This is a genomic window from Sphingobacteruim zhuxiongii (genome assembly GCF_009557615.1).
Classification (GTDB): domain Bacteria; phylum Bacteroidota; class Bacteroidia; order Sphingobacteriales; family Sphingobacteriaceae; genus Sphingobacterium; species Sphingobacterium zhuxiongii.
Window position 1 is genome coordinate 3,058,890 of the sequence record NZ_CP045652.1, and the last position, 25,646, is coordinate 3,084,535.

Annotated in this window: 19 protein-coding genes; 5 read left to right on the top strand and 14 right to left on the bottom strand. The window is 38.3% G+C overall.

Going from position 1 to position 25,646, the window contains the following annotated elements:
* Positions 1-18: 18 nt before the first annotated feature.
* Positions 19-1,434, bottom strand: coding sequence for a Gfo/Idh/MocA family oxidoreductase (locus tag GFH32_RS12940; RefSeq protein ID WP_153511998.1), 1,416 nt, complete (start codon positions 1,432-1,434; stop codon positions 19-21).
* 122 nt (positions 1,435-1,556) lie between these two features.
* On the opposite strand from GFH32_RS12940, the gene GFH32_RS12945 reads away from it, so the two are divergent.
* Positions 1,557-2,960 carry a 3-keto-disaccharide hydrolase gene (locus tag GFH32_RS12945; RefSeq protein WP_194285642.1) on the top strand — a complete coding sequence of 468 codons (1,404 nt, stop codon included), beginning with the start codon at positions 1,557-1,559 and terminating at the stop codon, positions 2,958-2,960.
* Positions 2,961-3,029: 69 nt separating this feature from the next.
* On the opposite strand, the gene GFH32_RS12950 is transcribed toward GFH32_RS12945, so the two are convergent.
* From GFH32_RS12950 to alaS, 5 genes are all read right to left on the bottom strand, one after another.
* Complete coding sequence (locus GFH32_RS12950) at positions 3,030-5,204, bottom strand: DUF4954 family protein (RefSeq protein WP_153511999.1); 2,175 nt, start codon at positions 5,202-5,204, stop codon at positions 3,030-3,032.
* 9 nt (positions 5,205-5,213) lie between these two features.
* Positions 5,214-7,055, bottom strand: a complete 1,842-nt coding sequence (gene glmS, locus GFH32_RS12955) for a glutamine--fructose-6-phosphate transaminase (isomerizing) (RefSeq protein WP_153512000.1) — start codon at positions 7,053-7,055, stop codon at positions 5,214-5,216.
* A gap of 138 nt (positions 7,056-7,193) precedes the next feature.
* Entirely contained in the window at positions 7,194-7,886 is a 693-nt protein-coding gene (locus GFH32_RS12960; RefSeq protein ID WP_153512001.1) for a response regulator transcription factor, read from the bottom strand.
* Positions 7,887-7,990: 104 nt separating this feature from the next.
* Positions 7,991-9,094 carry a TlpA disulfide reductase family protein gene (locus GFH32_RS12965; protein ID WP_153512002.1) on the bottom strand — a complete coding sequence of 368 codons (1,104 nt, stop codon included), beginning with the start codon at positions 9,092-9,094 and terminating at the stop codon, positions 7,991-7,993.
* A gap of 6 nt (positions 9,095-9,100) precedes the next feature.
* Positions 9,101-11,716: an alanine--tRNA ligase gene (gene alaS, locus GFH32_RS12970; protein ID WP_153512003.1), complete on the bottom strand. Its 2,616-nt coding sequence runs from the start codon at positions 11,714-11,716 to the stop codon at positions 9,101-9,103.
* Between the two features lie 138 nt (positions 11,717-11,854).
* On the opposite strand from alaS, the gene GFH32_RS12975 reads away from it, so the two are divergent.
* The 3 genes from GFH32_RS12975 (at position 11,855) to GFH32_RS12985 (ending at position 15,000) form a co-directional block, all read left to right on the top strand.
* Complete coding sequence (locus tag GFH32_RS12975) at positions 11,855-12,688, top strand: universal stress protein (protein WP_153512004.1); 834 nt, start codon at positions 11,855-11,857, stop codon at positions 12,686-12,688.
* An 18-nt stretch (positions 12,689-12,706) separates the two neighbouring features.
* Positions 12,707-13,570 (top strand): universal stress protein, encoded by an 864-nt coding sequence (locus GFH32_RS12980; RefSeq protein WP_153512005.1) that lies wholly within the window; start codon positions 12,707-12,709, stop codon positions 13,568-13,570.
* Between the two features lie 101 nt (positions 13,571-13,671).
* Positions 13,672-15,000, top strand: a complete 1,329-nt coding sequence (locus tag GFH32_RS12985; RefSeq protein ID WP_153512006.1) for an OmpA family protein — start codon at positions 13,672-13,674, stop codon at positions 14,998-15,000.
* 283 nt (positions 15,001-15,283) lie between these two features.
* Here GFH32_RS12985 and GFH32_RS18450 read toward each other — a convergent pair whose 3' ends face one another.
* Both GFH32_RS18450 and GFH32_RS12995 read right to left on the bottom strand, forming a co-directional pair.
* A complete protein-coding gene (locus GFH32_RS18450) occupies positions 15,284-15,433 on the bottom strand; it encodes a hypothetical protein (protein WP_202111300.1) in 150 nt (49 codons plus the stop codon).
* 268 nt (positions 15,434-15,701) lie between these two features.
* Entirely contained in the window at positions 15,702-17,192 is a 1,491-nt protein-coding gene (locus tag GFH32_RS12995) for an amino acid permease (RefSeq protein ID WP_153512007.1), read from the bottom strand.
* A gap of 482 nt (positions 17,193-17,674) precedes the next feature.
* Here GFH32_RS12995 and GFH32_RS13000 point away from each other — a divergent pair, with 482 nt between their 5' ends.
* On the top strand, positions 17,675-19,468 hold the full coding sequence (locus GFH32_RS13000; RefSeq protein ID WP_153512008.1) for a DEAD/DEAH box helicase: 1,794 nt from the start codon (positions 17,675-17,677) through the stop codon (positions 19,466-19,468).
* A gap of 280 nt (positions 19,469-19,748) precedes the next feature.
* On the opposite strand, the gene GFH32_RS13005 is transcribed toward GFH32_RS13000, so the two are convergent.
* The 6 genes from GFH32_RS13005 to GFH32_RS13030 form a co-directional block, all read right to left on the bottom strand.
* A complete protein-coding gene (locus GFH32_RS13005; protein WP_153512009.1) occupies positions 19,749-20,309 on the bottom strand; it encodes an HPP family protein in 561 nt (186 codons plus the stop codon).
* Positions 20,310-20,367: 58 nt separating this feature from the next.
* Complete coding sequence (gene rlmB, locus GFH32_RS13010; RefSeq protein WP_153512010.1) at positions 20,368-21,144, bottom strand: 23S rRNA (guanosine(2251)-2'-O)-methyltransferase RlmB; 777 nt, start codon at positions 21,142-21,144, stop codon at positions 20,368-20,370.
* Between the two features lie 78 nt (positions 21,145-21,222).
* Positions 21,223-23,061, bottom strand: a complete 1,839-nt coding sequence (locus tag GFH32_RS13015; RefSeq protein ID WP_153512011.1) for a DNA polymerase III subunit gamma/tau — start codon at positions 23,059-23,061, stop codon at positions 21,223-21,225.
* Positions 23,062-23,176: 115 nt separating this feature from the next.
* A complete protein-coding gene (locus GFH32_RS13020; protein WP_153512012.1) occupies positions 23,177-23,902 on the bottom strand; it encodes an MIP family channel protein in 726 nt (241 codons plus the stop codon).
* Between the two features lie 310 nt (positions 23,903-24,212).
* The gene (locus GFH32_RS13025) at positions 24,213-24,713 is read right to left on the bottom strand and encodes a hypothetical protein (RefSeq protein WP_228384134.1); all 501 of its coding nucleotides are present in this window, start codon (positions 24,711-24,713) and stop codon (positions 24,213-24,215) included.
* 110 nt (positions 24,714-24,823) lie between these two features.
* Positions 24,824-25,411, bottom strand: a complete 588-nt coding sequence (locus tag GFH32_RS13030) for a C40 family peptidase (protein WP_153512013.1) — start codon at positions 25,409-25,411, stop codon at positions 24,824-24,826.
* Positions 25,412-25,646 lie beyond the last annotated feature (235 nt).

Sequence of the window (25,646 nt, forward strand, 5' to 3'; positions counted from 1 at the left end):
TTATCTTTTTGGTTCTTTTTAAACTACATAATATTGTTCCCATCCCTTTTTAGGTGGAGGACCAACTAGTAAAGCATTCGCAAATTTATCATTTACAATTTCTTTTTTCACCGGATCGAAATCAAACTTTGTATTTAATCGTTGAGCAATTACCCCTAAACAAAAGACTTGACTCAGTGGTCCTGCAATTTCAAACGATGAACGTGTTTTCTCTTGTCCCTTACATGCTTTCAAGAAGTTTGCAAAGTGATTAGAAGGAGAAGCAGGTACTTCTGGAAGTCTGCTCGCCATATCTTTTGCTTTATCTTCTGGAATGATCGTCAATGTACTACCATGAGATCCTCCTTTGAAGGTTAAGTCTTTTCCATAGATTATTTTACCTGGGTTTAATTTTGCAGGTTCTAACTTTCCTGTACTTGGAGGTGGAATATTTGGATCTAAACCAGAAATACCATAACCAGCAGGAATTGGCGGAAGATTGTCTAATCCATCATACCACATAATATCTAGGGCTGGCATTTTCTTACGTTTTGGAAAACTAAACTTCAATGTCGAAGACATCGGGAAAAAGAACGAATTATGCCCATCTAAACGAATAGCTTCTAAGCGGGTTGGCAATCCTAAGTCCAAAAACTCGTGCGCAGCATCAAGAATATGTGCTCCCCAATCTCCTAATGCCCCCATTCCGAAATCATACCAACAACGCCATTGTCCATTTACAAAATCTTTGTTGTAGTTGTGTCCAAGAGTCTGCATTTGCCATATTTCCCAATCTAGTGTTTCAGGAAGCTTTTCAGGCGCTGGGAAATTTTTCATATTCACATCCCAACCGTGCCACCTGCGCGGCATATTCATATGTCCCACTACCTGTGTAACATCTTTAATAATTCCAGCTTCTTTCCATGCTTTAAACTGAAAATAATTCGCCTCAGAGTGCCCTTGATTACCCATCTGAGTCGCTAGTTTAGGATACTTCTTAGCCTTTTGCATCATTAATTCTACTTCCAAGAACGTGCGTGCCATTGGTTTCTCTACATAGACATGCTTCCCTAGTTCCAAAGCCATCATGGTAATTGGAAAGTGCGAGAAGTCTGGAACACCTACGGATACTGCCTCGATTTGGTTTCCCATTTTATCGAACATCTGGCGGAAGTCTTGAAATCGTGGAACATCAGGAAATTGCTTCAATATAGCTTCAGTATGTTTCGCGCCCATATCCACATCACAAAGTGCTACAATATTACATAGCCCCGTCTTATGAAACTCCATAAGAATTTCAGCAGCACGGTTTCCAATACCTACCGCAGCTAAATTGACACGCTCGTTGGGTTTTGCCATCATAACATTTGCGAAGCTACTATTTGCCAATGCAACTGCTCCTCCGGCCATGACCGACTTCTTTATGAAGCTTCTACGAGAAAAAAAATGATCCATGAAAAAATGATTAGGTTTAAATTTATTAATGATCGTATCCTAAAATTAAAAAAAAATATTAATTTCAACACGATAATCATACATTATCGTTAAACCTGTTACAAAATCAACAAAAACTTTATATGAGAAATTTCTTTAAAAAATCCATCTATTCCCTTTCTTCGTGTGCCTTAAGCTTAATGATGCTGTCGGCATCCTGTCAGAATGCAGATAAATCAGCTGCTTCTGGCGATTGGGACAACCTTTTCAATGGAAAAGACTTGACTGGATGGAAAACGCTTGCTGGCAAAGCGCCTTACACAATAGAAGATGATGCCATTGTCGGAACAATGGTAAAGGGAACGCCAAACAGCTTCCTTGTAACGGAAAAAGAATACGGAGACTTTATCTTAGAACTAGATATCAAACTTGAGGGCGCTACGACAAATTCAGGAATTCAAACACGTAGCCATTATGATGCTTCTGCCAATGATGGTAAAGGACGTGTATATGGTAGACAGCTTGATGTTGATCCAACATCTAGAGCTTGGACAGGTGGCATTTATGACGAAGGCCGTAGACAATGGTTATACCCTTTAGATCTTAATCCAGCAGCTAAATCAGCTTATAAACCTAACGAATACAATAAAATCCGAATCGAAGCCATTGGTAATGAAACCAAAACTTGGGTCAATGATGTTCCATGTGCACACTTAATCGATACCGTCGATGCTTCTGGTTTCATTGCTTTACAAGTACACGCTATTCCAGACTCTTTAGACGGCAAGAAAGTATATTTTAAAAACATTAAGATTCAGACAGAGAATCTAAAACCGGCAGACTTCCCAAGTGATATTTATATTGTTAATACTACCGCAAATAGTGTTAGTGAGGAAGAACAAAAAGAAGGTTATAGCCTACTCTTTAATGGAAAAGATGCGACAGGATGGAAGTCTGCACGTGGTGGAAATTTTCCAGAGAAAGGATGGAAGATAGAAAATGGAACTATATCGGTTCAAGATTCAGACGGTGCAGAATCAACAAATGGTGGTGATATCGTTACTGAGAAACAATACAAAGCATTTGATTTATCGTTCGATTTTAAATTAACCCCAGGTGCAAACTCAGGAGTTAAGTATTTCGTTACACTAAATGAAAAAACCGCAGGATCTGCTATCGGACCTGAATATCAAATATTAGACGATGAGTTACACCCAGATGCTAAATTGGGTAAAGATGGAAATAGAACACTTGCATCACTGTATGACCTGATTACTTCCGATAGAAATCCTCGCGCAAGAAAGCCTATCGGTGAGTGGAATCGCGGACGTTTAGTCGTAGAACCAAATAACAAAGTTACTTACTGGTTGAATGGCTTCAAAATGTTAGAATTCGTTAGAGGATCAGAAGATTTCAAAAAATTAGTTGCAGGAAGTAAATATAAAGATTGGGATAAATTTGGTGAAGCAGAACAAGGACATATCTTACTTCAAGACCATGGAGATCAAGTATCTTTCAGAAGTATTAAAATTAAAGAATTGAAGTAGGACTAAGCATCAATAAAAAAGGGTGGATTAAATAAATCCACCCTTTTTGTTTAAATAAGATCCTATTAGTTACTTGCTAATTGCGGAAAACGCATCCAATTTCTCCTGAAAAACTCGAAGTTCCTCAGTCTGTAAATTAATAAATGAGTTATCGCTCAATTTTCCAACAACAGTATCCATCTCCTCTTCTGAATTATAAACCATCATACGGAAAGGATTACTATAATCTTTAGCTCGTGTTTTTCGAATCTCGTCGCATATCCATTCCTTTACAGCTAAGGCTTCTTCGAATAGTTCATTCCAAAACATAGCATCCCAGCTGCTCGCATTTCGCCCAGTTACTTCTTGTAAAGAGACTAGAGCATGTATTAATTTATCTCCCACATATTCGCTACTTAATGCGTGATATTGCGCATGAACTGCGTCCCACGTAGCTATTTCTCCGATTCGAATATCATTTAGTAATTCGTCTAACTTTCCATTTGGCATTAATTGACCACCAACATTAACGAAAGATACGCGTTCGTTCGTTTCCAAAGAATGGCCAAATAAGCTACTTTCGAAGTCTTCTGGCTTTATATGCTCCAATACTTGACATACAGTGTAATATCGAATCAATTTTTTAAATAAAGCGTAGGATTCCCTAGGCTTTAACAAACAAACTTTACGTTTGGAAAACTCTACATTGGATAAATATATCGTTAAATCCGAATTGGAATCGCCCGTCAACCAGTCGACAGCTGTTAGATTAGCAGACAAACCTTCCCTTTCCAGGGCTGAAGAAACAGCCGACTCAATTTCTTGGAGTCCATTGAACAATTCGTTGACCGTATCCGGTGCAAGAATATCGTATTCAAAATATTGGTTCTTGAATTGACGTTTATCGCGACTTAAGAATTTATTCGTATTACGCATCAATGCGTACATATTATACATAAACCAATATCCAGGAACAATTAGTAGTTGATCATTTTTAACATCATTACTGATCAATGAAAATGGAATACGAATATCCATTTCATGTTGAAAGTCGCCTTTTACGATCAAGCTATAAGACGCAAATCGTGAATTATGTTTTAAGCTAACACAGAGTCCTGGCCAGAATCCTCTTCCCGCAACAATCTCCCCATCAGCACCTCTGGAATTATGATTCGAGCCTACGGTAGCTCCAGCGGCCATATTCGACTGCCCCATAATAAGCGATGCACATAAGAACGAATTGTTATGATGCTGCTCGTGAGCTGGAAAGATAAGAGAGTTTAAGACTTCGCAACAAGAGATAGTCGAATTGTCTCCAAGAAACGAATTAATTAATCGAGCACCATATTTCAGTTGCGAATAGGAAGATAGGATAAAACGTACTGCCTTTACCCCATAGAACACACGACAACCATAACCAATTATCCCGTTAACTAATTCACAACCCTCACCTATTTGAGTGTAGGCGTCCAAAGTCGAATTAACGGTTACATTCTTTAACTTATTTACGCCTTTTATATACGCATCGGAGCCAATCTTCACATTCTTAATCGTGTGCGAATTCTTGATTACCGTTCGATCTCCAATTTCGCTATAGTATCCCCGATCGGAACTAAAGCATTTGTTTGTCATTTCAAAAAAACGATCTTGAAGCGCCTTATCCTGTCGGTTTCTACTCCATAAATAAGCGTCGGCAGCTTGCATCCCATCGAATGGTAATACCCTTCGGTTTCCATTCTCATTGCATACTTCTAGATAGATCCGACTTTCCTCTTGATCGCCATCCTTCAGAATTCCGTTCCCAAACTTCGCGCTTGAACTCGTCTCCATCTCATTAACATTCAAGAGAATCACCTCGTTACCTACGATGAAATGTGCAATATATCGAACTTGATGCAAAGCGATACAATCGCCTAAATCACAGCTGATAATATGCGAATTATAGATACCGCAAGCTAAGCGAATATCACGATATTCCAAGTAAACCTCTTCCATATCGCCGATTCGTACCAATCCATAAAACTTAGATCGCTTGATCTGCTTTGGAAGAAATTTATCTGTCACTAAGACATCATTCCAATTGGTAGATTCATTAGCATTGATTTCTAAAATTGCAATCTCTGCAGCTGTAAGATTCCTATAGATTTTATCGTTCTTTTGTTGTTGAAAGCGATAATAATATTCATCTCTTCCCTCTTTTAAATATTGAGCAGGAACAAAATCATACCCAATACGACTTAAAGGAATTTTATTAACATATCCCATAAGTATATATTATTCTACAGTAACAGACTTTGCTAAATTGCGTGGTTTATCAACATCCAACCCACGATATACACCAATATAATATGAAAGTAGTTGTAGCGGTACCACAGTCAAAATTGGTGCAATAACCTCATCTAACACTGGAACAGTCATCACATCATCTGCAATACTATGTGTCATCTCATCGCCCTCCGATACAACAGCAATAACCTTACCTTTGCGGGCCTTAATTTCTTGCATATTGCTGATGACCTTTTCATGGTAAATATCTTTCGTTGCCACAAAAACCACTGGCAAAGTCTCATCTACCAATGCTATTGGTCCGTGCTTCATCTCTGCAGCTGGATAACCTTCTGCATGTATATAGGAGATCTCTTTCAATTTCAATGCCCCCTCTAGTGCGGTTGGGAAGTTATAACCACGTCCGAGGTAAAGTACATCATGCGCGTCCTTGTATTTATAAGCTATTGCTTTGATGTTATCCACTTCATTTTTCAATACCCACTCTACTTTCTCAGGTACACTATTAAGTTCATGTGAAAGCTCAACGAAGCGTTCCTCTGAAATAGTACCTTTCAATTTCGCTACCTTGAGTGCTAACAACATCAATACCGCAAGTTGAGCCGTATAAGCTTTCGTACTCGCCACCCCAATTTCTGGACCTGCATGTGTATAGCAACCTGCGTGAGAAATACGAGCAATAGAAGATCCAACAACATTTACAATACCAAATATCGTTGCACCGTGCTCCTTAGCGCGCTCTAATGCGACTAACGTATCTGCAGTCTCACCGCTTTGCGAAATCGCGATAATCACATCGTCTTCCGAAATAATTGGATTCCTATATCGGAATTCTGAAGCATATTCTACCTCTACGTTAATTCGACACAATTCCTCAATCACATATTCAGCAACCAAACCAGCATGCCAGCTTGTTCCACAGGCTACGATAATAATCCGGCGAGCATTCAGTAACTTATCCTGAATGGAGTCTATCCCACTTAAGATAATCTTTGAATCGTTCAAAACTAAACGTCCGCGTAAAGAATCTGCGATAGTAGTTGGTTGTTCAAAAATCTCTTTCAGCATGAAATGGTCATATCCACCTTTTTCAATAGCCGCCAATTCCATATCTAACTTTTGTACAAATGGCGTTATGGTTTCATTACCAAGATTTTTCAGAATTAACTCATCCGGACGAACAATAGCTAATTCATAATCGTTGATATAAACAACTTCTTTCGTATAGGCAAGCATAGGTGATGCATCCGAACCCAAGAAATGTTCATTATTTCCAATCCCGATAACCAAAGGGCTACCTTTTCTGGCAGCAATAATCGTATCCGGTTGATCAGCTGATACAATTAAAATCACATAGGCACCAGTAACACGCTTAAGCGCAATACGGATAGCCTCTTCTAAGCTACAATTGTTATTTAATTGAATATCTTCGATAAAGTTTAATAATACTTCAGAATCTGTATCACTCTTAAACTCATATCCTTCTTTAATCAATTCATTCTTTAGAGATGCATAGTTCTCGATAATCCCGTTATGAATCATCGCCAAATTGCCAGATTTGGAGATATGCGGGTGTGCATTTCGATCGGAAGGTTCTCCGTGTGTTGCCCAACGGGTATGTCCAATACCAGTAGTTCCAACGGTTGACTGCTCGGCAACGAATTCTTCTAAGGCAGCGACTTTCCCTTCCTTTTTATAAACCTTGATAGCGTCGCCTGTTTGTAGAGCGACTCCAGCACTATCATAGCCACGGTATTCTAATTTTTTTAAGCCATCAATAACTATTGGATAGGCTTGACGTTTCCCGGTGTAACCGACGATTCCACACATAATTGTTCTCGTTTAATTTAAGTTTTCGTTATAATATTTTTGATAAAGATAGCTATAAAATCTAGCTACGCAATCGATTGACTGCCATAAAAAACAAAAACCGGACCAAGTCCGGTTTTCAATCTTTTAAATATTTTTTTAGTTCAGTTCAAACTTATAACCAACGCCCTTAACGGTAGTGACATAGGTATCTCCTATTTTCTCACGCAGCTTTCGAATGTGTACATCGATCGTTCGGTTTGTAACGACAACAGAATCCTCCCAAATTGCTTTCAGAATCTGTTCCCTTGTAAAAACCTTATTCGGCTTAGACGCCAATAGGTATAACAATTCGAATTCTTTCTTTGCCAAGACAAACTTTTCCTCACCACGGTAGACTAGGAATGAATCTCTATCGATTACTAAATCGGAAATCTCTAATTTATCAGTTGACTGATCATCGATTACTTCTGAGGTATTTCTACGAAGGATTGCGTTAATACGGCTCATTAGTGCGCGTGGTTTAATTGGCTTAGCGATATAATCGTCGGCACCCACATGAAAACCAGCAATTTCTGAATACTCTTCACTTCTGGCCGTCAAGAAAACCATAAAGGTTTGTTTAAACTCCGGCATAGAACGCATTAAACGACAAGCTTCTATTCCATCCATCTCCGGCATCATTACATCCAAAATAATCAAGTCTGGATATACATCTTTTGCCACTTTTATCGCCTCCTTACCGTTTGCCGCGGTGTAAACTTGGTATCCCTCTTTGGTTAAATTATAAGAAATCAATTCAACAATGTCTGCCTCATCGTCAACCACTAGAATTTTCTGCTTACTGGCCATATAATGTCTTTTTTTTGCTAAGTTATGTACTTAATCATAAGATAAAGTTAACCAAATATTATATAATTGTTAACACTTAAATATAACTTAACAATGCATTATTCTTAATTTAAGGTTTTCGTTAAAAAATCTTCTAACTCTTTCCCTCTTAAGTTCTTAGCAATTATCTTTCCTGTACCATCAATTATATAAGATGTTGGAATCCCTTTAATTTGATAGTCAATCACCAACGGCGAACTCCAGGCTTGTAAATCGGATATATTCGTCCATTCCAATTTATCATCTGCAATCGCACGCATCCATGGGCCTGGGTTGTTATCTAGAGATACCCCAAGTACGGTGAAATTTTTATCTTTAAAACGATGGTATTGTTTGACGATGTTTGGATTTTCTTCTCGACAAGGCATACACCATGAAGCCCAAAAATCGATTAACACGGTTTTACCTTGAAAATCCGATAACTTCACCAACTTATTATCCTTTGTATAAGCTTGTAATGCTGGCGCAGGTTGCCCGATTGCCAATTTACGAAGCTTGTTCACTTCCCCTTTAAAATCGCTTACATAACGATTTTCGGTAAATTTATCTTTGATTTGATCAGCATAAGTAATTAATTCCTGCTCAGCCATCTCCGGATCCAGCGTGCTCATCACATAGAATCCCGCCAAGTCCTGATTCTTATCTGCAAAAGTAACCGCCTGTTGTACGTAGTTTTTAAAGAAAGGTTCAAATTTCTGGAGCATCTCCGCACGAAGATTCTGGATCTCATTAGCTCCAAGATCTGTGGTTGCTTTCGTAAACGCTTGCTGTAAAGAATCGCGAACAAAATCTATGCGAACTTTTAGCGGCGCAAAATCTTTCAATTTCGTAGAAAGCTCGGAACCTTCAACCTTATAAGTCTCGGGTTGCTGCATATCAACAGAAAACGTCAATTCGTTTCCTGGCTCTACAATTATTGGATACCTATTCTTGCCTACCGCAATCGTTAATAAACGCTCCTGAGTGGCTGGTCTTTCAAATTTAAATCGATTACCGTCTGCGATAAAAGTAGAATCCAATTTACGATCACCCTCATAAAAACTTACCACCTTCACATTTCCCGGGTTATCAATAACTCCTTTTATCTGGATACTTTCATTGTTCGAGCAAGCGCTAATTAAACTTGACAGGAACAATAAACCACATACATTTAATACGGATTTTCTCATTATATTTTACTTTACAAATTCTCTAGCGCGTTCAATCGCTTTCGGCAAGCCAGCACTATCCTTACCTCCTGCTGTTGCGAAGAATGGTTGACCACCTCCACCACCTTGGATCTCTTTCGCTAATTCGCGAACAATATTTCCCGCGTTCAAATTCTTTTCTTTTGCTAAATCATCTGAAATCATCACTGTCAGACTCGGCTTCCCGTCAAAATCAGCTCCCAAAACTAAGAATAAGCGATCTACAGCACCTTTCAACGCATAAGCTAATGTTTTGACCGCATCTGCATTTGGTAAATCAACAACCATCGATAGGAAGTTGATATCACCAATACGCTCAAATTTAGACTCCAATTCTTCGCGCATTTTTAAGGATTTTTCAACAATGTTGCGCTCAATCTCTTTACGAAGTGCCCCGTTTTCATCAATAACTTTACTTAAAGCGGAAACAAAATCTTTCGGATTGTTTAACATGCCTTTCATGTTGTCTACCAATTCGAAATATTCACGAATAACTTGCTGTGCTTTTGTTCCAGTAATGGCTTCAATACGACGAACTCCTGCTGCTACAGCAGACTCGGAAACGATCTTAAAGAAACCTATTTGACCTGTAGCACGAACATGCGTTCCACCACATAATTCTTTTGAATAGTGATCATCGAAAGTAATTACGCGAACATGATCTCCGTATTTTTCACCAAATAAAGCTGTAACTCCCGATTCAATTGCTTTTTGATAAGGAACATTGCGTTCTTCTTTTAATGGAATATCTTCACGGATCTTTGCATTTACAATATCCTCTACTTGCTTGATTTCTTCATAACTCATCTTTGCAAAATGAGATATATCAAAACGAAGTACATCTGGAGAAACTAAAGAGCCTTTTTGGTTGACATGATCTCCTAAAACTTGTTTTAAGGCAGCATGCAGCAAATGGGTTGCAGAGTGATTCGCTTCGGAGTCTTTTCTTTTTGAAATATCCACGACCGCTTCAAAATCACCCGTTAAAACAGATGGCAATTGATTCACAAAATGAATAATCAATCCATTTTCCTTTTTCGTGTCTACAATTTCAATCTTCTCGCTCGTTTCTAAAGAACGAATGTAACCTGTATCACCAACTTGACCACCTCCTTCAGCGTAGAATGGTGTAACGGATAAAACCAATTGAAACTGCTCTTTTCCCTTCGCAGATACCTTACGATATTTAACAATTTCTGTCTGACTCGACAAGGCATCGTATCCTACAAATTCTGTATCTTGATTCTCGCTAACTAAAACCCAATCACTTGTGTCGATTGCTGTTGCCGCACGTGAGCGTTCCTTCTGCGCTAATAAAGCTTGCTCAAATCCAAGCATATCAACAGTTAACCCCTGTTCGCGAGCAAGTAGATCCGTTAAGTCAATTGGAAATCCATAGGTATCAAATAATTCGAAAGCAAAATTGCCATCGATACTCTTTTGATCAACTACGTAATTTTCAAAACGTTGAATTCCTGTTGTTAATGTACGTAGGAACGAAACTTCCTCTTCCAAAACAACCTTTTCAACAAAATCTTGCTGACTGTAAAGTTCATCAAATACACCTTTAAATTGTTCTGCCAAAACAGGCACTAACTCATGGATAAATGGTGATTTAAAATTTAAAAATGTATATGCGTAACGTACTGCTCTTCTTAATATACGACGGATAACATATCCTGCTTTATTATTGGATGGCAACTGACCATCAGCAATAGCAAAACTAACCGCGCGAATATGATCGGATAATACGCGCATCGCGATATCGGTTTTCTCGTCTGTTCCGTAAACAATGCCAGACTTTGTCGCGATATATTGTATTAAAGGCTGGAATACATCTGTATCATAATTTGACGTCTTTCCTTGAATACAACGCACCAATCGCTCAAATCCCATCCCTGTGTCAACATGTTTTGCAGGCAAAGATTTTAATGACTTATCCTTCAATCTGTTGAACTGCATAAATACAAGATTCCAAATCTCGATAACTTGTGGATCATCTGCATTTACCAATTCTTGACCAGGTACCTTAGCACGTTCTTCATCCGAACGCATATCGTAGTGTATTTCTGAGCAAGGACCACAAGGACCTGTGTCCCCCATTTCCCAGAAATTATCTTTCTTATTTCCTAATAGAATTCTATCTTCCGCGATTAACGCCTTCCAAAGGTCAAAAGCTTCCAAATCACGTTGCAAACCTTCGCTCGCATCGCCTTCAAAAATCGTAACGTATAAACGATCTTTATCTAACTTGAACACTTCTGTTAATAGTTCCCAAGCCCATTCAATAGCTTCCTTTTTAAAATAATCACCAAATGACCAGTTTCCAAGCATCTCAAATAAGGTATGGTGATAAGTATCAATCCCCACTTCCTCTAAATCGTTATGCTTCCCAGAAACACGAAGACACCGTTGTGTATCGGCGACGCGTGGATATTTAATGGCGGCCTCTCCCAAAAACAAATCCTTAAACTGGTTCATACCAGCGTTCGTAAACATTAATGTAGGGTCGTTTTTCACTACCACAGGAGCTGAAGGCACGATCTGATGTCCTTTACTCTTGAAAAAATCTAAAAAAGCCTGGCGTATTTCTCTGCTAGTCATTTATTTCGTAAATATTTTGCTTGCAAACTTACTCAAAATTGACGTTAAAATAGTCTTAAAAACCAACTTTTGTCATATTCACCGATATTTTTAGTAAATTTATCTTCTTAATAAAGAACAACTCAATAAATCAAAAAGATGACTATAATCGTCCCTACCGATTTTTCGAAAAACTCGGAATTTGCGGCTCAATACGCTTGCGAACTCGCTACAAAAAAGAATGCCGATATCTTGTTACTTCATTGTTACACCAGCGCTTCAGTTGGTGAGTCCGACGAGCACAACCTTACAGATCCAATCTTGAAAGCTGATTTATTGATTGCCGAACTAAAAGACAAACTTGTTGATCAATTTCCTAGTGTTGATTTCTATATTGAATGTTCGAGAACCCTCATTATCGAAAAACTTACAGAAATGTCAAATTCTGGAAAGTTTGAGTTAATTATTATGGGGGCTTCAGGTGAAAGTAAAACAAAACCACTTTATTGGGGTAGTACGACCCTTGCTGTTGCAGCGAAGTCAAGTATTCCTGTCGTGGTCGTTCCAAACGAACCATATTCTTTCCAAAGCAATCATATTGCTTTGTTGACCAATTTCAAACATGAGGAGTTAGATACCTTAAAACAATACCTCCGATTAGTGGATCAAACCAATTCACTATCATTAATCCACGTATATAAGGAAAGTCAAAAACGTGAAAACGTATTGGAGAGTTTAGACAGTTGGGCATATAATATTAAAGAGATGACGCAAGTTACCGAAGTAAAAACCTATGCTGAACCAATCCAAAAAAGCGATGAGGAATTAGATACGGTACCAGAGGTGGTGGAGAAATTAATTCAGGATATCAATCCTGATGTGATTCTTGTCACTCCTAGCCGCAAGACTTTTTTTGAACGCCTATTTACGAGTTCCGTATCAAAGGCAATTGCATTGGAGCTTAATAAACCCGCATTTTTCGACAAAATATAAAAACTACATATTGATATCATGAGCAAATTATTAGTACCTATAGACTTTTCTGAATATTCAGCAGTCGCTGTGGAGTATGCTTGCCAAATTGCCCAACAAGCTGGTCAGTCTTTGGACTTGGCACATATATTTTCGGATCACTCCAATATTTATATCAACGCGCAAAACGACCCTTCATTGAAAGACCCTCGTGTGCCAATGGCAGAGCGTGATATGAAGAACTTAGTCGCTGAAATCAGTAAAAAATACCCCAATATTGAAGTGAATACGCTGTTCAGTGATGGTAATCTTTATGACGAGATTAAGAAAATCACAAATGCGAACGAGTATGATGCTGTTGTTATGGGAACAAAAGGTTCTTCTGGACTGGAAGCAATCTTTATCGGCAGTAATACTTACGATACGATATTAAACACCAAAACACCGCTACTTGCAATTCCTTTAGAATCTACCGAACTAAAGAAAGATCGTATCGCATTGCTTTGTAATTTTAAAGACGCCGAACTTACTTGCTTAAGTCAGGCCTTACCATTATTCCAAAAGGATTTTGAATTGGTATTAATTCATGTTAATGCAAAGGACAGGGAGATAAAGGATATCGATTCAGATTTCAAAACTTGGATTAATCGTATAGAAAATGAATTAGGTATATCCGATATTACCTACATTATTAAGCCTCAGTCATTATTTATGCGTCAAAAAGAAAGTGTGGCACAGGCTGTAACTTCTGTTTTAATTGACGAACAGATTGACGTGCTTTTGTTGACCAAGAGTCGCAAGAGTGTTTTCCGCCAACTAACTGAGCCAAACGTAATTAAGAAACTTGCGTTTGACATTAAAATACCGACATTCTTCGCTCGCGTTATCCCTACAAACGGCTAGTTCAGCTACAAGAGCGCTACAAATTTTACAGCATTTGTTGCCAAGGCGAGAGTTTTGGCAACAATTTTGCCTAGCCATTAGCAAGTGTAAAATTTAGTAACATGAAAACAAACTATATTAAAAAAGCTAGCCTATTTGCTATTGCAGGGCTTATTTCCTCGACTGCTTTTGCGCAACAAAACACAACTACAGTAGACGGTACAACGTTGTTAGGTCCTTCATCGGAATACAGAACTTGGTCTATTGGTGTAAACGCAGGTTTACTTAACCAATCAAACATCTTTGGATTTAACAGAGCTGGATTTGATAAACTTGACCACAACGTAGGATACAGCGCCTACATTAAAAAACAAATCTCTCCATCTTTTGGCCTTAAGGCACAATACTTAGGTGGTAAAGTATCTGGCACGAATGAAAATGCTGCAGCTGGTACTGTTTCTGCATTTGAAACAAAAATGCCTTGGTCTGCTGCTTTATCTGGTGAATTCACATTAGCGAATACAAACTGGAGATTTTTCAACAGCATTATTAAGCCTTATGCTTCCATCGGTCTTGGTGCATTAAACTTCGAAACAACAACAACAGTTGACGGAACAGCTTCTACTGCTGATTCTCAAACAAAATTATATGTTCCAATTGACGCAGGTTTCAAATTCGCGGTAGCGAAAGGAATCAATATCGATTTAGGTTACCAATTAAACTGGGCTAACCAAAAATTTGATGGTGTTTCTGGTGGTCAATACAAAAACGACTTATTCTCTTACGCACACGCTGGTTTAGAAATTGCATTAGGTGATGGTAGCAAACCATACTTAGGTAACAGTAACCCGGTTGGTACATTAGTGAAGAAATATGATGAATTAAAAGCTGAACGTGATGCATTAGTTGCGTCAAATGAAGCATTAAAATCTGAAATCGCAGGTATTAGCAGTGATCTAAAGGATGACGATGGTGACGGTGTTGCTAACAAGTTCGATAAGTGTCCTAATACACCTTCAGGAGTAAAAGTTGATGGTGCTGGATGTCCATTACCAGAAGCAAAACACGAAACTAAAGTTGTTGAGAAAATCGTTGTTACCGAAGAAGACAGAAAAGTAGTAGATGAAGCGATTAAAAATCTAGAGTTCGATTTAGGTAAAGCAACTATCCGTTCTACTTCTTATGAATCTTTAAACAGAGTAGCAGCTTTATTAATCGAGAAAAACTTTAGCTTAAAATTAGCAGGTCACACAGATAACACTGGTTCAATGCAAACGAACTTACGTTTATCAAAAGAACGTGCTGAATCAGTAAAAGCATACTTGGTTTCAAAAGGTGCAAACGCTTCTCGCATCGAGGCTACAGGTTACGGTCCTAACCAACCTATCGCTACGAACAAAACTGCAGAAGGACGTCAACAAAACAGACGTGTAGAGTTCACTCTTTACTAGAAATTACTAAAACTACTATAATAAAAGCAAGGGGCTATCGATTAGATAGTCCCTTCTTTTTTTCCTTGTAATCTACAGCACAAAAACTGCAACAATTATTATTGTAACTTCCTATGCCCCGCACTTGCGCTAAGGATATTCATTTTGATTACCAGAAGAACCATTCAATGCCAATCGGTTATTCCGTAGATCGCTTCAGTTCGACATTCTTGGCTAAGGCCTTAAAGCGCACATTATTAGTCTGAGTTACCGTTATCGTCCAATGCCCGGTTTTACTTAGATTTCATTCAGAAAGGAATCCAGACTTCCCCTTATGCGTACCTCCAATAACCAATACGAAGTCTCCTTCTTTCAATTCATTATCTTCCATTGCGTTTATCTTATTGATTGAAATTAAGACTAATTTCTCATTCTTAAAAATTGAATAAATCAAGAATTGCGAGGGTCTACTTCCCTTTCACTTCCCTTTCACATCCCTTTCAAACCCGTTTCAAAGTCGGTTGCAATCGGGTATAAATTGGAATTGAATAACAAGAGAATTGTCCCATATTCGAGCTAGAATAATCTAACATAGATTCTATATAGATAAAATAAGATATCCTATCGTCGGCTTTATCCATCCAAATCTTACATAAAAAAAGGCTGTATTAACGTTCGTCAATACAGCCTTTTTAAGTAATATTTCTATTAGAATAATTTGATTATTCTATGTTTCCGCCGTTAGCTCGTTCCTTTTCTTTACGCAATACAGAATTTTTATATCCGTAAGCAAAATAGAATGCTACGCCAATCGCCATCCAGATAGCCAATCGCTCCCAACTTTCAATCGGTAAAGCAGCCATCATCAACACACACACCAAAATACCTAATATAGGAACCAATGGAACCAAAGGTGTCTTAAATGGACGTTCGATTTCTGGATTAGTTTTTCTCAATACCAAAATACCGATACAAACTAAAGTAAATGCAAACAAGGTGCCGATACTAACCATATGTCCTAAATCCGAAACGGGTACAAATCCTGCAAAGATACTTACGAACACCATGAAGATGAGGTTAGTTTTCCAAGGGGTCTGACGTTTAGATAGATCAGAAAAGAACTTCGGTAATAAACCATCTTTACTCATCGAGTAAAATACACGACTTTGACCCAACAACATCACTAGAATAACCGAAGTGTAACCAGCGATAATCGTCACAATCATAGCCGTATTTAAGAAGTGATAACCTGTTTTTTCAAATGCCGTAGCTACTGGTTTTGCATCACCACTGAAGGCAGTATATGGAGCTAAGCCCGTCATTACGTAAGAGAACAATACGTAAAGGATTGTACAAATGATTAACGATCCAATAATACCAATTGGCATATCTCTCTTCGGGTTTTTAGCTTCCTGTGCTGCTGTACTTACCGCATCAAATCCGATAAAAGCAAAGAATACAACACCCGCTGCTTGAAGAATACCAGTCCAACCATAGTGACCACGGTAATCGGAATTCCAAAAATCCCAGAAACCCATAGTTCCTTGTTTCACCATCTCCTCCCCTTCGTTTGTAGGAATAAATGGTGTATGATTAGCAGGATCGATAAACTGCCAGCCTAGTGCAATAAATAATACAACTACGCCAACTTTTAAAATGACTAATATATTATTAACCGCAGATGATTCTTGCGTTCCACGCATTAATAGAAGCGACAATAAACAAACAATAATTATTGCTGGGAGATTAATCATACCGCCTTCGAATGGACCTGTTAGAAGTTCTGGCGGAATATGTAGCCCCATCATTAAGAGGAGTTGATTGAAATATTGAGACCAACTTACCGCTACTGTTGCGGCTGCAAGCGCGTATTCAAGCACTAAGTCCCACCCGATAATCCAAGCCATAAACTCCCCCATAGTTGCATAAGAATAGGTATATGCACTCCCTGCAACGGGAATCATGGACGCGAACTCGGCGTAACAAAGACCTGCAAATGCACATCCGACTGCTGCAATGATAAAAGAGAGCATAACAGCTGGTCCAGCATGATCGGCGGCAGCGATACCTGTTAAAGAAAAAAGTCCCGCTCCGATAATTGCGCCGATACCTAAGGCAATCAATCCCGTGCTGGACAATGTTCTTTTTAATGTTCCTTCGCCACTCTGTTCTGCTTCGGAAATTAACTTCGCAATTGATTTTTTATACCACATAAATTTAGATAAAATAATTAACGCTCAAACCTACAAAAAAATTAAAGATTTATCCAAATCATTAACAAATTATCAGCTTGTGGCTACAATCATTAAATTATCATCGAAGTTAAGACCAATAGATTGACAATCATTCGTTCAAGACAACATCTATTGAAATCTTATTTTATATATATTAATTTACGCCAAATATTATTTTATTGACTTCCGTCATTTTTCATAATATTAACCCCTATCGACAGTTCTCTATTTTGTGAAAAACATAGTTTAAATGACTTTAAACTATGTTTTTAGCAGGCAAAAATGTAGCACTGAGTATTGACACCTCTATTTTATCCATCCTTTCTACATCTACAAACAATAGATATTCCACTACAAATCAATAATTTATTTTCATAAATCATTGACATATAGGAAATACTAAATATTATTTCTATCTTTGCACCGCCTTAGGCAATTGTGCCTATTGTATATTTTATTTCATGAACCCATTTTTAGAACTGGGGATCCGTCATGAGATTGTTAATGCCATCACTGAGTTAGGTTTCGAAAAACCTTCTCCCATCCAGGAAAAAGCCATTCCTGTGTTACTGACTGGTAACGACGATTTTGTCGGATTAGCCCAAACAGGTACTGGAAAGACTGCGGCATTTGGTCTTCCTCTATTAGAACAACTAGACTTTTCTTTCAATCACCCTCAAGCATTGGTACTTTGTCCGACGCGTGAGCTATGTTTGCAAATCGCAAAAGACCTAGAAAAGTATGCCAAAAATTTAGACAATGTTAATGTAGTTGCCGTTTACGGTGGTGCTAACATTGGCGACCAATTACGTCAGATCCGTCGTGGAGTACAGATCGTCGTAGCAACACCTGGTCGTATGCTTGATATCATCGGTCGTAATGCGATTGACTTCTCGAAAGTGAAGTATGTTGTATTAGACGAGGCTGATGAGATGTTGAACATGGGTTTCCAAGAAGACATCAATAATATTTTATCAGAAACTCCATCTGATAAGAAAACATGGTTATTCTCAGCGACTATGCCTCGTGAGGTTCGTCGTATTGCTCAAAAATACATGACCGACCCGTTCGAGTTGACTGTAGGCACGAAGAATACTGGTAATGAAAACATCGAACACCAATACTTTTTAATTAAAGCAAAAGATAAATACGCTGCTTTCAAACGTATCGTAGATTTTTATCCAGAGATCTTTGGTATTGTATTCTGTCGTACAAAGATTGAAACACAAGAGATTGCTGAAGCATTAATTAAAGACGGTTACAACGCTGACTCTTTACACGGAGACCTTTCACAACAACAACGTGATAAGGTAATGAAACGCTATCGTGAGCGCAACTTGCAATTATTAATTGCTACTGACGTTGCTGCACGTGGTATTGACGTGAATGATGTTACGCACGTAATTAACTATTCTCTTCCTGACGAAGTAGAAAACTATACGCACCGTTCAGGTCGTACAGCTCGCGCTGGTAAAACAGGTATCTCAATTTCATTAATCAATGTGAAAGAGATGAGCAAAATTCGTCATATTGAGAAAATCATTGGTAAATCTTTCGAACGTAAACAAGTTCCACAAGGAACCGAAGTTTGTGAGAAACAATTGTTTGCCTTAGTAGACAAAGTACACAATGTAGAAGTACATGAAGAACAAATCAACACATTCCTTCCTCAAATCTTAGAAAGTCTTCAAGACTTAACTAAAGAAGAAGTAGTGAAAAGATTTGCTTCCTTAGAATTTAATAGATTCTTAAATTATTACAAAGAAGCACCAGATTTGAATATCGAAGCACGTGAATCTTCTAGAGGAGATCGTGATGGAGATAGAGAAGGCGGACGTCGTTCATCTAAAGGATTTACTCGTTTGTTTATCAACTTAGGTTCGGTAGACGAGTTCACCCGCGGTGAGATGCTAGGCTTTATTTGTAACAACAGTAAAATCTCTGGAAAATCAATTGGTAAAATTGACCTTAAAGGTGTATTCACTTTCTTTGAAGTGGAAGACGCTGAAGTCAATAAAGTATTCCAAGGTTTTGAAGGCGTTAATTACAATGGTAGAGGTGTACGTATTGAAGTATCTGGTGAAGGTAGATCTGATAGAGGATCTTCAAACGGCCGTGGCCGCTCAGGCAGATCTTCTGACAGAAACTCTGGCGGAGGACGCGGTGGAGACAGAAGAGATCGTGGTAGATCGAACGGCGGAGGTGGTTTCCGCGACTTCTCTGGAAAACGCAAAGAATCTAAAAGTAGATATTAATAAAAAAGGCTGTTCTTCGGAACGGCCTTTTTTATGCTTTGATGATATATTTGCATTTCAACTCTATCTTTAAAAAAACTGAAGACTCAGCGTTGATTGCGATATCTAGAAATATAAAAAAGCTATTCTTAGGAATAGCTTTTTTATTATATAGTTATTTTTCAGCTTAGCACTAATATGAGATTCTATCATTCGCTAATGCCTAAATAAGTCTCAGCCTATTGACTAGCGATTTTAAAATAAGATTTTACGGTTAATTCTTTACCTAAACACATTGACTTCATCGTGTCGGCTTAAAGCGTCTCTTGAGTTCGCTTCGACGCGATTTGCGAAGTCTCGAAGCCTTTATCGGATAATGCCTCTTCTTGGTAATATTATTAAATAACAGCGCCACGACGAAAAGAATCAAAGCCCCCGTAAATACAGGAGAAAGCACATACATATACCCCATACTTGATATCTTTGTACCCGAACTCACCGCAATAAGCGCAGTTGCTCCGCCTGGCGGATGCAAAGTTTTGGTAATCTGCATAAACACAATTGAAGAGGCGACTGCTATTGGTGCGGTTAGCCAAATAACATCCGGCAAGAGCTTCCCTACAGTCACACCGACTAAGGCCGATACAACATGTCCACCAATAAGATTTCGAGGTTGCGCTAAAGGACTTTGAATGGCGCCATAGACCAAGACAGCCGAGGCACCAAAGGAACCGATTAGAAATAGATTTTCTAAGTTTGGAAGTTGCAACGATTGTAAATACGCAATAATGCCAATACCTACAAATGCGCCAATAAAGGACCAAAAGTGCTCACGCACATCAACCAAGGTCTCCTTATACATAACATAGCGGTAAACCCTGTATTGCCGATTGATTGATCTTCTAAAGCGCTGAACCAAATTAGGATATATTACGTTGTCGAATAGCTTCGTAGATCACGACAGCTGCTGATACAGAAACGTTTAATGAACCAATCTCTCCAAACATTGGAATCTTCGCTAATTTATCTGAAATACGAATTAAATCATCTGATACACCAACATCTTCAGCCCCCATAATAATACAAGAAGGCACAGTATAATCTACATCATAAATCGACTCTTTCGTTTTTTCTGTACTAACAACAAGTTGGATTCCTGATTCGATTAAGAATTTAGCTGTCTTGCTAAGCGAATCATGACGACAAACAGGTATTTTAAACAAAGCACCTGCAGAAGTCTTTATCGCATCAGGATTAATCTCTGCTGATCCTTTCTTAGGAACGATAATAGCATGCACACCTGCACATTCAGCAGTACGAGCAATAGCTCCCATATTACGAACATCAGTAACCCCATCTAACATCAAAAACAAAGGAGTCTCCCCTTTTTCGTAAATCGAAGGAAGTAGATCTTCTACATTTTGATATATGATTGGTGAAATAACTGCAATAATTCCTTGATGGTTCTTACGGGTAATGCGGTTTAATTTTTCAATAGGAACTTGTTGATAAGCTATATTGTGTTCTTTAATAAGCGCTTTGAATTCAGCAAATAGCGTTCCTGACAAACCTCTCTGTACAAACAATGATTCGATTTCTCTACCACTTTCGATAGCCTCCATCACGGCACGAGTACCGAATACCATCTGATTAATTTCTCTTTTTTCAGGTCTATCCCTACGTTGAAATTGTTGCATTTGCTGATTTTTTTAAATATAGTATCCCGACTTAATTGCTATAAAGTCAGGAAAGTACAAAAGTAGAAAAGATATCGGTTAACTAAGTCCTAAATCAAAGGTTTTTCTCAATTCTTCTAACATTGGGTTCTTAGCAACCATTGCTTGATATTTCTCTTGCGCGGTATATGGTTTGCGATCTTTGGTTTTCTCAACCATAACGACATGGAGATCTAAAGAGAAGTTGCGTAGCTCAACACGTAAATAGTTAAGGATATCTATTTTCCCTAACTTTAGCTGTTCCGATTGAACTGCGTTTTCTACTTCAACCTCGATCTTCACCCCATTTAAGGTTGGGGTACTTGCAGTCATGATGGTAAACAAAGTAATTTTATTATCTGCTTTAAGTTTTTCTGCAAAGAAATTCCATTTAGATAAAAACACGTTCTGTGTTACCTCGAGGTATTCCGATCCCTCAACAAGCGCTGGTTCATCCGAATCGCCACCTTTCTTTTCATCGAATATAGTATTCAAATTAGGCAGAGAATTCGCAGTCTTAAAACTACCCCAAGCTTTAAAGGCAGGCTTACTCGTTTCCGGAGCCGTAGGAGCCGATGAAGTACTTGCTGGTGTATTTGTATTGGAAGCTGCTGGATTTGCTTGTGGAGCATTAGAACTCGTTCCACCGGGATGAGTCGTATCCATTTGCTTGGCAACAGGATTTGTAAACTGCGCAACAGCCGGAGGAGTATTCGTCGTTTTATGCGGTTCTATTATCCCTGACTCAGGGAGTTTTTTTTTTAATTCAGCTTGCGCTGGTATCCCATTTTGAGCTAAGGCTATCGCACTCGCTATATGGCACATCTTTAGTAAGGCAAGCTCGACTTGCAAACGTTGATTCTTACTAGTTCGGTAATTCACCTCACATTGATTCGCTATGTTCAAGGCCGATAACAATAGTCCGCTAGAAAGCTGTTGTGACTGTTCTAGATAACGCTTCTTAACATTCTCGCTAACTTCCAACAGTTTCAATGTAGACGGATCTTTGCTCACTAAGAGATTGCGAACATGCCCTGAAAGGCCAGATATAAAATGTCCTCCATCAAAACCTTTATTTAGTATGCTATCAAAGATAAGTAAAGCGTTTGCCGCATCTTGTTTTTGAATAGCATCCAATAGCTGAAAGTAATAGTCATAATCTAATATGTTAAGATTATCAATTACCGCTTTGTAGGTTAATTGCTTATTCGAGAAACTGACGATTTGATCGAACATTGATAAGGCATCACGAAGCCCCCCATCAGCTTTTTGTGCAATAACATGCAAACCATCAGCTTCAAAACTAATCCCCTCTTTATTCGCTATAGAAGCTAAATGACTAGCCATATCTTCTACCTTAATTCTATTGAAATCAAAAATTTGACATCGCGAAAGTATAGTAGGTAGAATCTTATGCTTTTCTGTTGTTGCTAGAATAAATATTGCATAAGAAGGTGGTTCTTCTAAGGTCTTCAGAAATGCATTAAATGCTTGCTGAGAGAGCATATGAACCTCATCTATGATATAGATTTTATATTTACCAGTTTGCGGAGGAATACGAACCTGATCAATTAATGAACGGATATCATCGACAGAGTTATTGGACGCTGCATCAAGCTCATGAATACTAAAGGAATTACCGTTTTGAAAAGACTTACAGCTATCACATTCACCACAAGCTTCATTGGTTTCAGTGATATGCTCACAGTTTATTGTCTTTGCTAGGATACGTGCGCAGGTCGTTTTACCGACACCACGTGGTCCACAGAATAAGAATGCTTGCGCTAATTGATTATTGCGAATAGCATTTTTCAGTGTTCCAGTTATGTGTTGCTGACCGACAACCGAATCAAAAGTAACCGGTCTGTATTTACGTGCAGAAACAATAAAATTATCCATGTGCGAAGATAATCATTTTTGAGGGTAAGAACAATATGATTCAGCATGGTTTAACACCAAAAAAAAGAAGCCTCGCTAGGGAGACTTCTGACAAATATTTTATTGATACAGCAGCCTATGCAGCTGAAGACTCACTATACGTTACTTTCCATAATATGGCTCCGATAATCGCGCCTAAGATAGGTGCAGCAAAGAACAACCATAATTGAGATAAGGCCTGTCCTCCCGCAAAAAGCGCTGGTCCAAAACTACGCGCAGGATTTACAGAAGTCCCGGTAATAGGAATTGCCACAAGATGAATTAACACAAGCGTAAAACCGATAGCAAGGCCTGCCATCGTCCCATTTCCTACTTTAGAAGTCGTTGCAAGAATCACAAATAAGAAAACCGCAGTCATTACAGTCTCGGTAATAAATGCCGAAGTAACATTGTATTCATTCTGATAACCTTTACCCCAACCGTTCGAGCCGAAAGCCCATTCCCCAGACGTAAAACCCGCAAGCTGCCCACTAAGTATGGTCTTTAAAACAAAAGCAGCTATAACGGCACCAATCAATTGCGCAACGATATAGACTACCGCATCCTTTACTGAAATACGTCCGGCGATTAGCACACCAATAGTGACCGCAGGATTAATATGACAGCCAGATATTCCGCCAATAGCATAGGCAAACACAACCACGGAGAATCCGAAGGCGAGCGATATACCTAACAAACCTAATCCAGATGTTTGGGCTAGCGTATCGCCACCAGCAACTGCCGCAGCACCACATCCGAATAAGACTAAACCGAAAGTCCCAATCAGTTCAGCAATGAATTTTGAAGAGATTTTTGTTTCCATAATTTAATTTTTATAACAAGTTAGTGTTTTAATTTAAGAAATAGATGTTGAATTTGTTGAAATACAACAAAGCCTGTTTTTCATTTGAATAGGCCAAGATAAGAATTGGGAATTGTAATTAAAGAGAACAAAAATAGCTTGCTAGCTACAAAAAAGAAAAGAGGCCGATTGGGGGGTCGACCTCTTTTTTGTTTACCTAATAACCTTTAAATCACCAAACAATTTATTGAAACAAATTACTTAATCCAAAGGTATCGCTATGTTGTAAATTTATAGTTAAGAGAAAATTAAATAATAAATCTAGCGCTGACTATCTTGCTTTTGCTGTTGCAAGCATATTTAAAACCTCATCTATTGTGGTTTTAGCAGCATCTTTCATTTTCTGCACGCCTTCATAATCAGCATCCAAAGTGACCGATTTAGATTTCTCTTTATAATTGAATGTTAATTTATAACGAGGAACTTTAGCTTTCGTAGTTCTTTGATCGGCTGGCGTTGTCATGTCGTCTGCAACATTCCAATAACCTAGCTCCATTGCTTTTCTATGCAAGTACAACAAATCGTCATCACGTAGTTTCAATGTATCCTTGATAAGCTCTCCTTGTTTCGTCAAATATTGATAATGATGTGTTTTAGAATCATACTGATTCAACATAGAATCTGGATAACCATATACTAACTCAATAGATTCAAAGTCAGAAAAACGGTAGGGAGCATTCTTAATCATTCCTGCGTAGTAATAGACGCAATAAATCAGGAATGGAACAATGATACAAAGTGCAATAAATATTCGTTTCGTTCTATCTTGCATGATAAATCTTTAAATTTTGGACAAAAGTAAAGATTTGTAGGGACTAAAGCGACCTTTATTTCTAATATGAGAATTCCATTACTTGTCGGTGAAGCAAGGCCAACCTTAAATTAGATTTTTGGAGTACCACAACGCGTAAAATACTTAGCGTACCAAGCATCTTTGAGATTAGAAATAATAACGCCTTTGCGCGTGGAAACGTGGACAAACTTATCGTTGTGCAAATAAATTCCAACATGATCTATATTTCGACCACCAAACGAAAAGAACACCAAATCTCCTTCTTTTAGCTGCTTATCGTATTTACGATTGATTACATCAGCCATGTCTCGCGATGTTCTTGGTAAATCTTTACCATAAGCCTTACGATACAACATACCGACAAATCCAGAACAATCGACGCCTCGTTTATCAAGCCCTCCCATTCGGTGCGGTGTACCCATCCACTCATCAATCACATAATACAAACTTTTATTATCCAGTTCTCGCTCTTTCACGCCCAGCAGTGTGGCATAGTTCGCTAGCTTATCCTTCGAAAACTCCATACCTCGAGAATCACTTGCATCACTTATTGGCGCATTCTTATTCGGGCGGCTTCCAGCAACCAATGGACCATTAGCAGATTTTTTACGAGCGCCACATGATGTTAACAACAAGGTTCCAATTAGAAAAAAAAGTACAGCAAAGGTCAGTCTCATAGCAAAAACATTTTATTCAAAGTATCTCAAAATCAACATTCTTTCCAATTGGATTTTTTCAACAGATGTGATTTAATAATTCTACGCAGCACACAATATAGGCTATAATGATTGATTAGTAAGGTTTTCGTGGAAAAAATGCTTTTTCTTTAACAAAAGAGCACCTTGGCAGATTGCTTACAAAAAGTATTATAATTGTCATATACTGTCAAATGTGGAAAATGTTACTTCAATA

Excerpts from the sequence above, each read along its gene's own strand:
- GFH32_RS12940 (WP_153511998.1), bottom strand. The coding sequence starts at position 1,434 with ATGGATCATTTTTTTTCTCGTAGAAGCTTCATAAAGAAGTCGGTCATG.
- GFH32_RS12945 (WP_194285642.1), top strand. The coding sequence starts at position 1,557 with ATGAGAAATTTCTTTAAAAAATCCATCTATTCCCTTTCTTCGTGTGCC.
- GFH32_RS12950 (WP_153511999.1), bottom strand. The coding sequence starts at position 5,204 with ATGGGATATGTTAATAAAATTCCTTTAAGTCGTATTGGGTATGATTTT.
- glmS (WP_153512000.1), bottom strand. The coding sequence starts at position 7,055 with ATGTGTGGAATCGTCGGTTACACCGGGAAACGTCAAGCCTATCCAATA.
- GFH32_RS12960 (WP_153512001.1), bottom strand. The coding sequence starts at position 7,886 with ATGGCCAGTAAGCAGAAAATTCTAGTGGTTGACGATGAGGCAGACATT.
- GFH32_RS12965 (WP_153512002.1), bottom strand. The coding sequence starts at position 9,094 with ATGAGAAAATCCGTATTAAATGTATGTGGTTTATTGTTCCTGTCAAGT.
- alaS (WP_153512003.1), bottom strand. The coding sequence starts at position 11,716 with ATGACTAGCAGAGAAATACGCCAGGCTTTTTTAGATTTTTTCAAGAGT.
- GFH32_RS12975 (WP_153512004.1), top strand. The coding sequence starts at position 11,855 with ATGACTATAATCGTCCCTACCGATTTTTCGAAAAACTCGGAATTTGCG.
- GFH32_RS12980 (WP_153512005.1), top strand. The coding sequence starts at position 12,707 with ATGAGCAAATTATTAGTACCTATAGACTTTTCTGAATATTCAGCAGTC.
- GFH32_RS12985 (WP_153512006.1), top strand. The coding sequence starts at position 13,672 with ATGAAAACAAACTATATTAAAAAAGCTAGCCTATTTGCTATTGCAGGG.
- GFH32_RS12995 (WP_153512007.1), bottom strand. The coding sequence starts at position 17,192 with ATGTGGTATAAAAAATCAATTGCGAAGTTAATTTCCGAAGCAGAACAG.
- GFH32_RS13000 (WP_153512008.1), top strand. The coding sequence starts at position 17,675 with ATGAACCCATTTTTAGAACTGGGGATCCGTCATGAGATTGTTAATGCC.
- GFH32_RS13005 (WP_153512009.1), bottom strand. The coding sequence starts at position 20,309 with ATGTATAAGGAGACCTTGGTTGATGTGCGTGAGCACTTTTGGTCCTTT.
- rlmB (WP_153512010.1), bottom strand. The coding sequence starts at position 21,144 with ATGCAACAATTTCAACGTAGGGATAGACCTGAAAAAAGAGAAATTAAT.
- GFH32_RS13015 (WP_153512011.1), bottom strand. The coding sequence starts at position 23,061 with ATGGATAATTTTATTGTTTCTGCACGTAAATACAGACCGGTTACTTTT.
- GFH32_RS13020 (WP_153512012.1), bottom strand. The coding sequence starts at position 23,902 with ATGGAAACAAAAATCTCTTCAAAATTCATTGCTGAACTGATTGGGACT.
- GFH32_RS13025 (WP_228384134.1), bottom strand. The coding sequence starts at position 24,713 with ATGCAAGATAGAACGAAACGAATATTTATTGCACTTTGTATCATTGTT.
- GFH32_RS13030 (WP_153512013.1), bottom strand. The coding sequence starts at position 25,411 with ATGAGACTGACCTTTGCTGTACTTTTTTTTCTAATTGGAACCTTGTTG.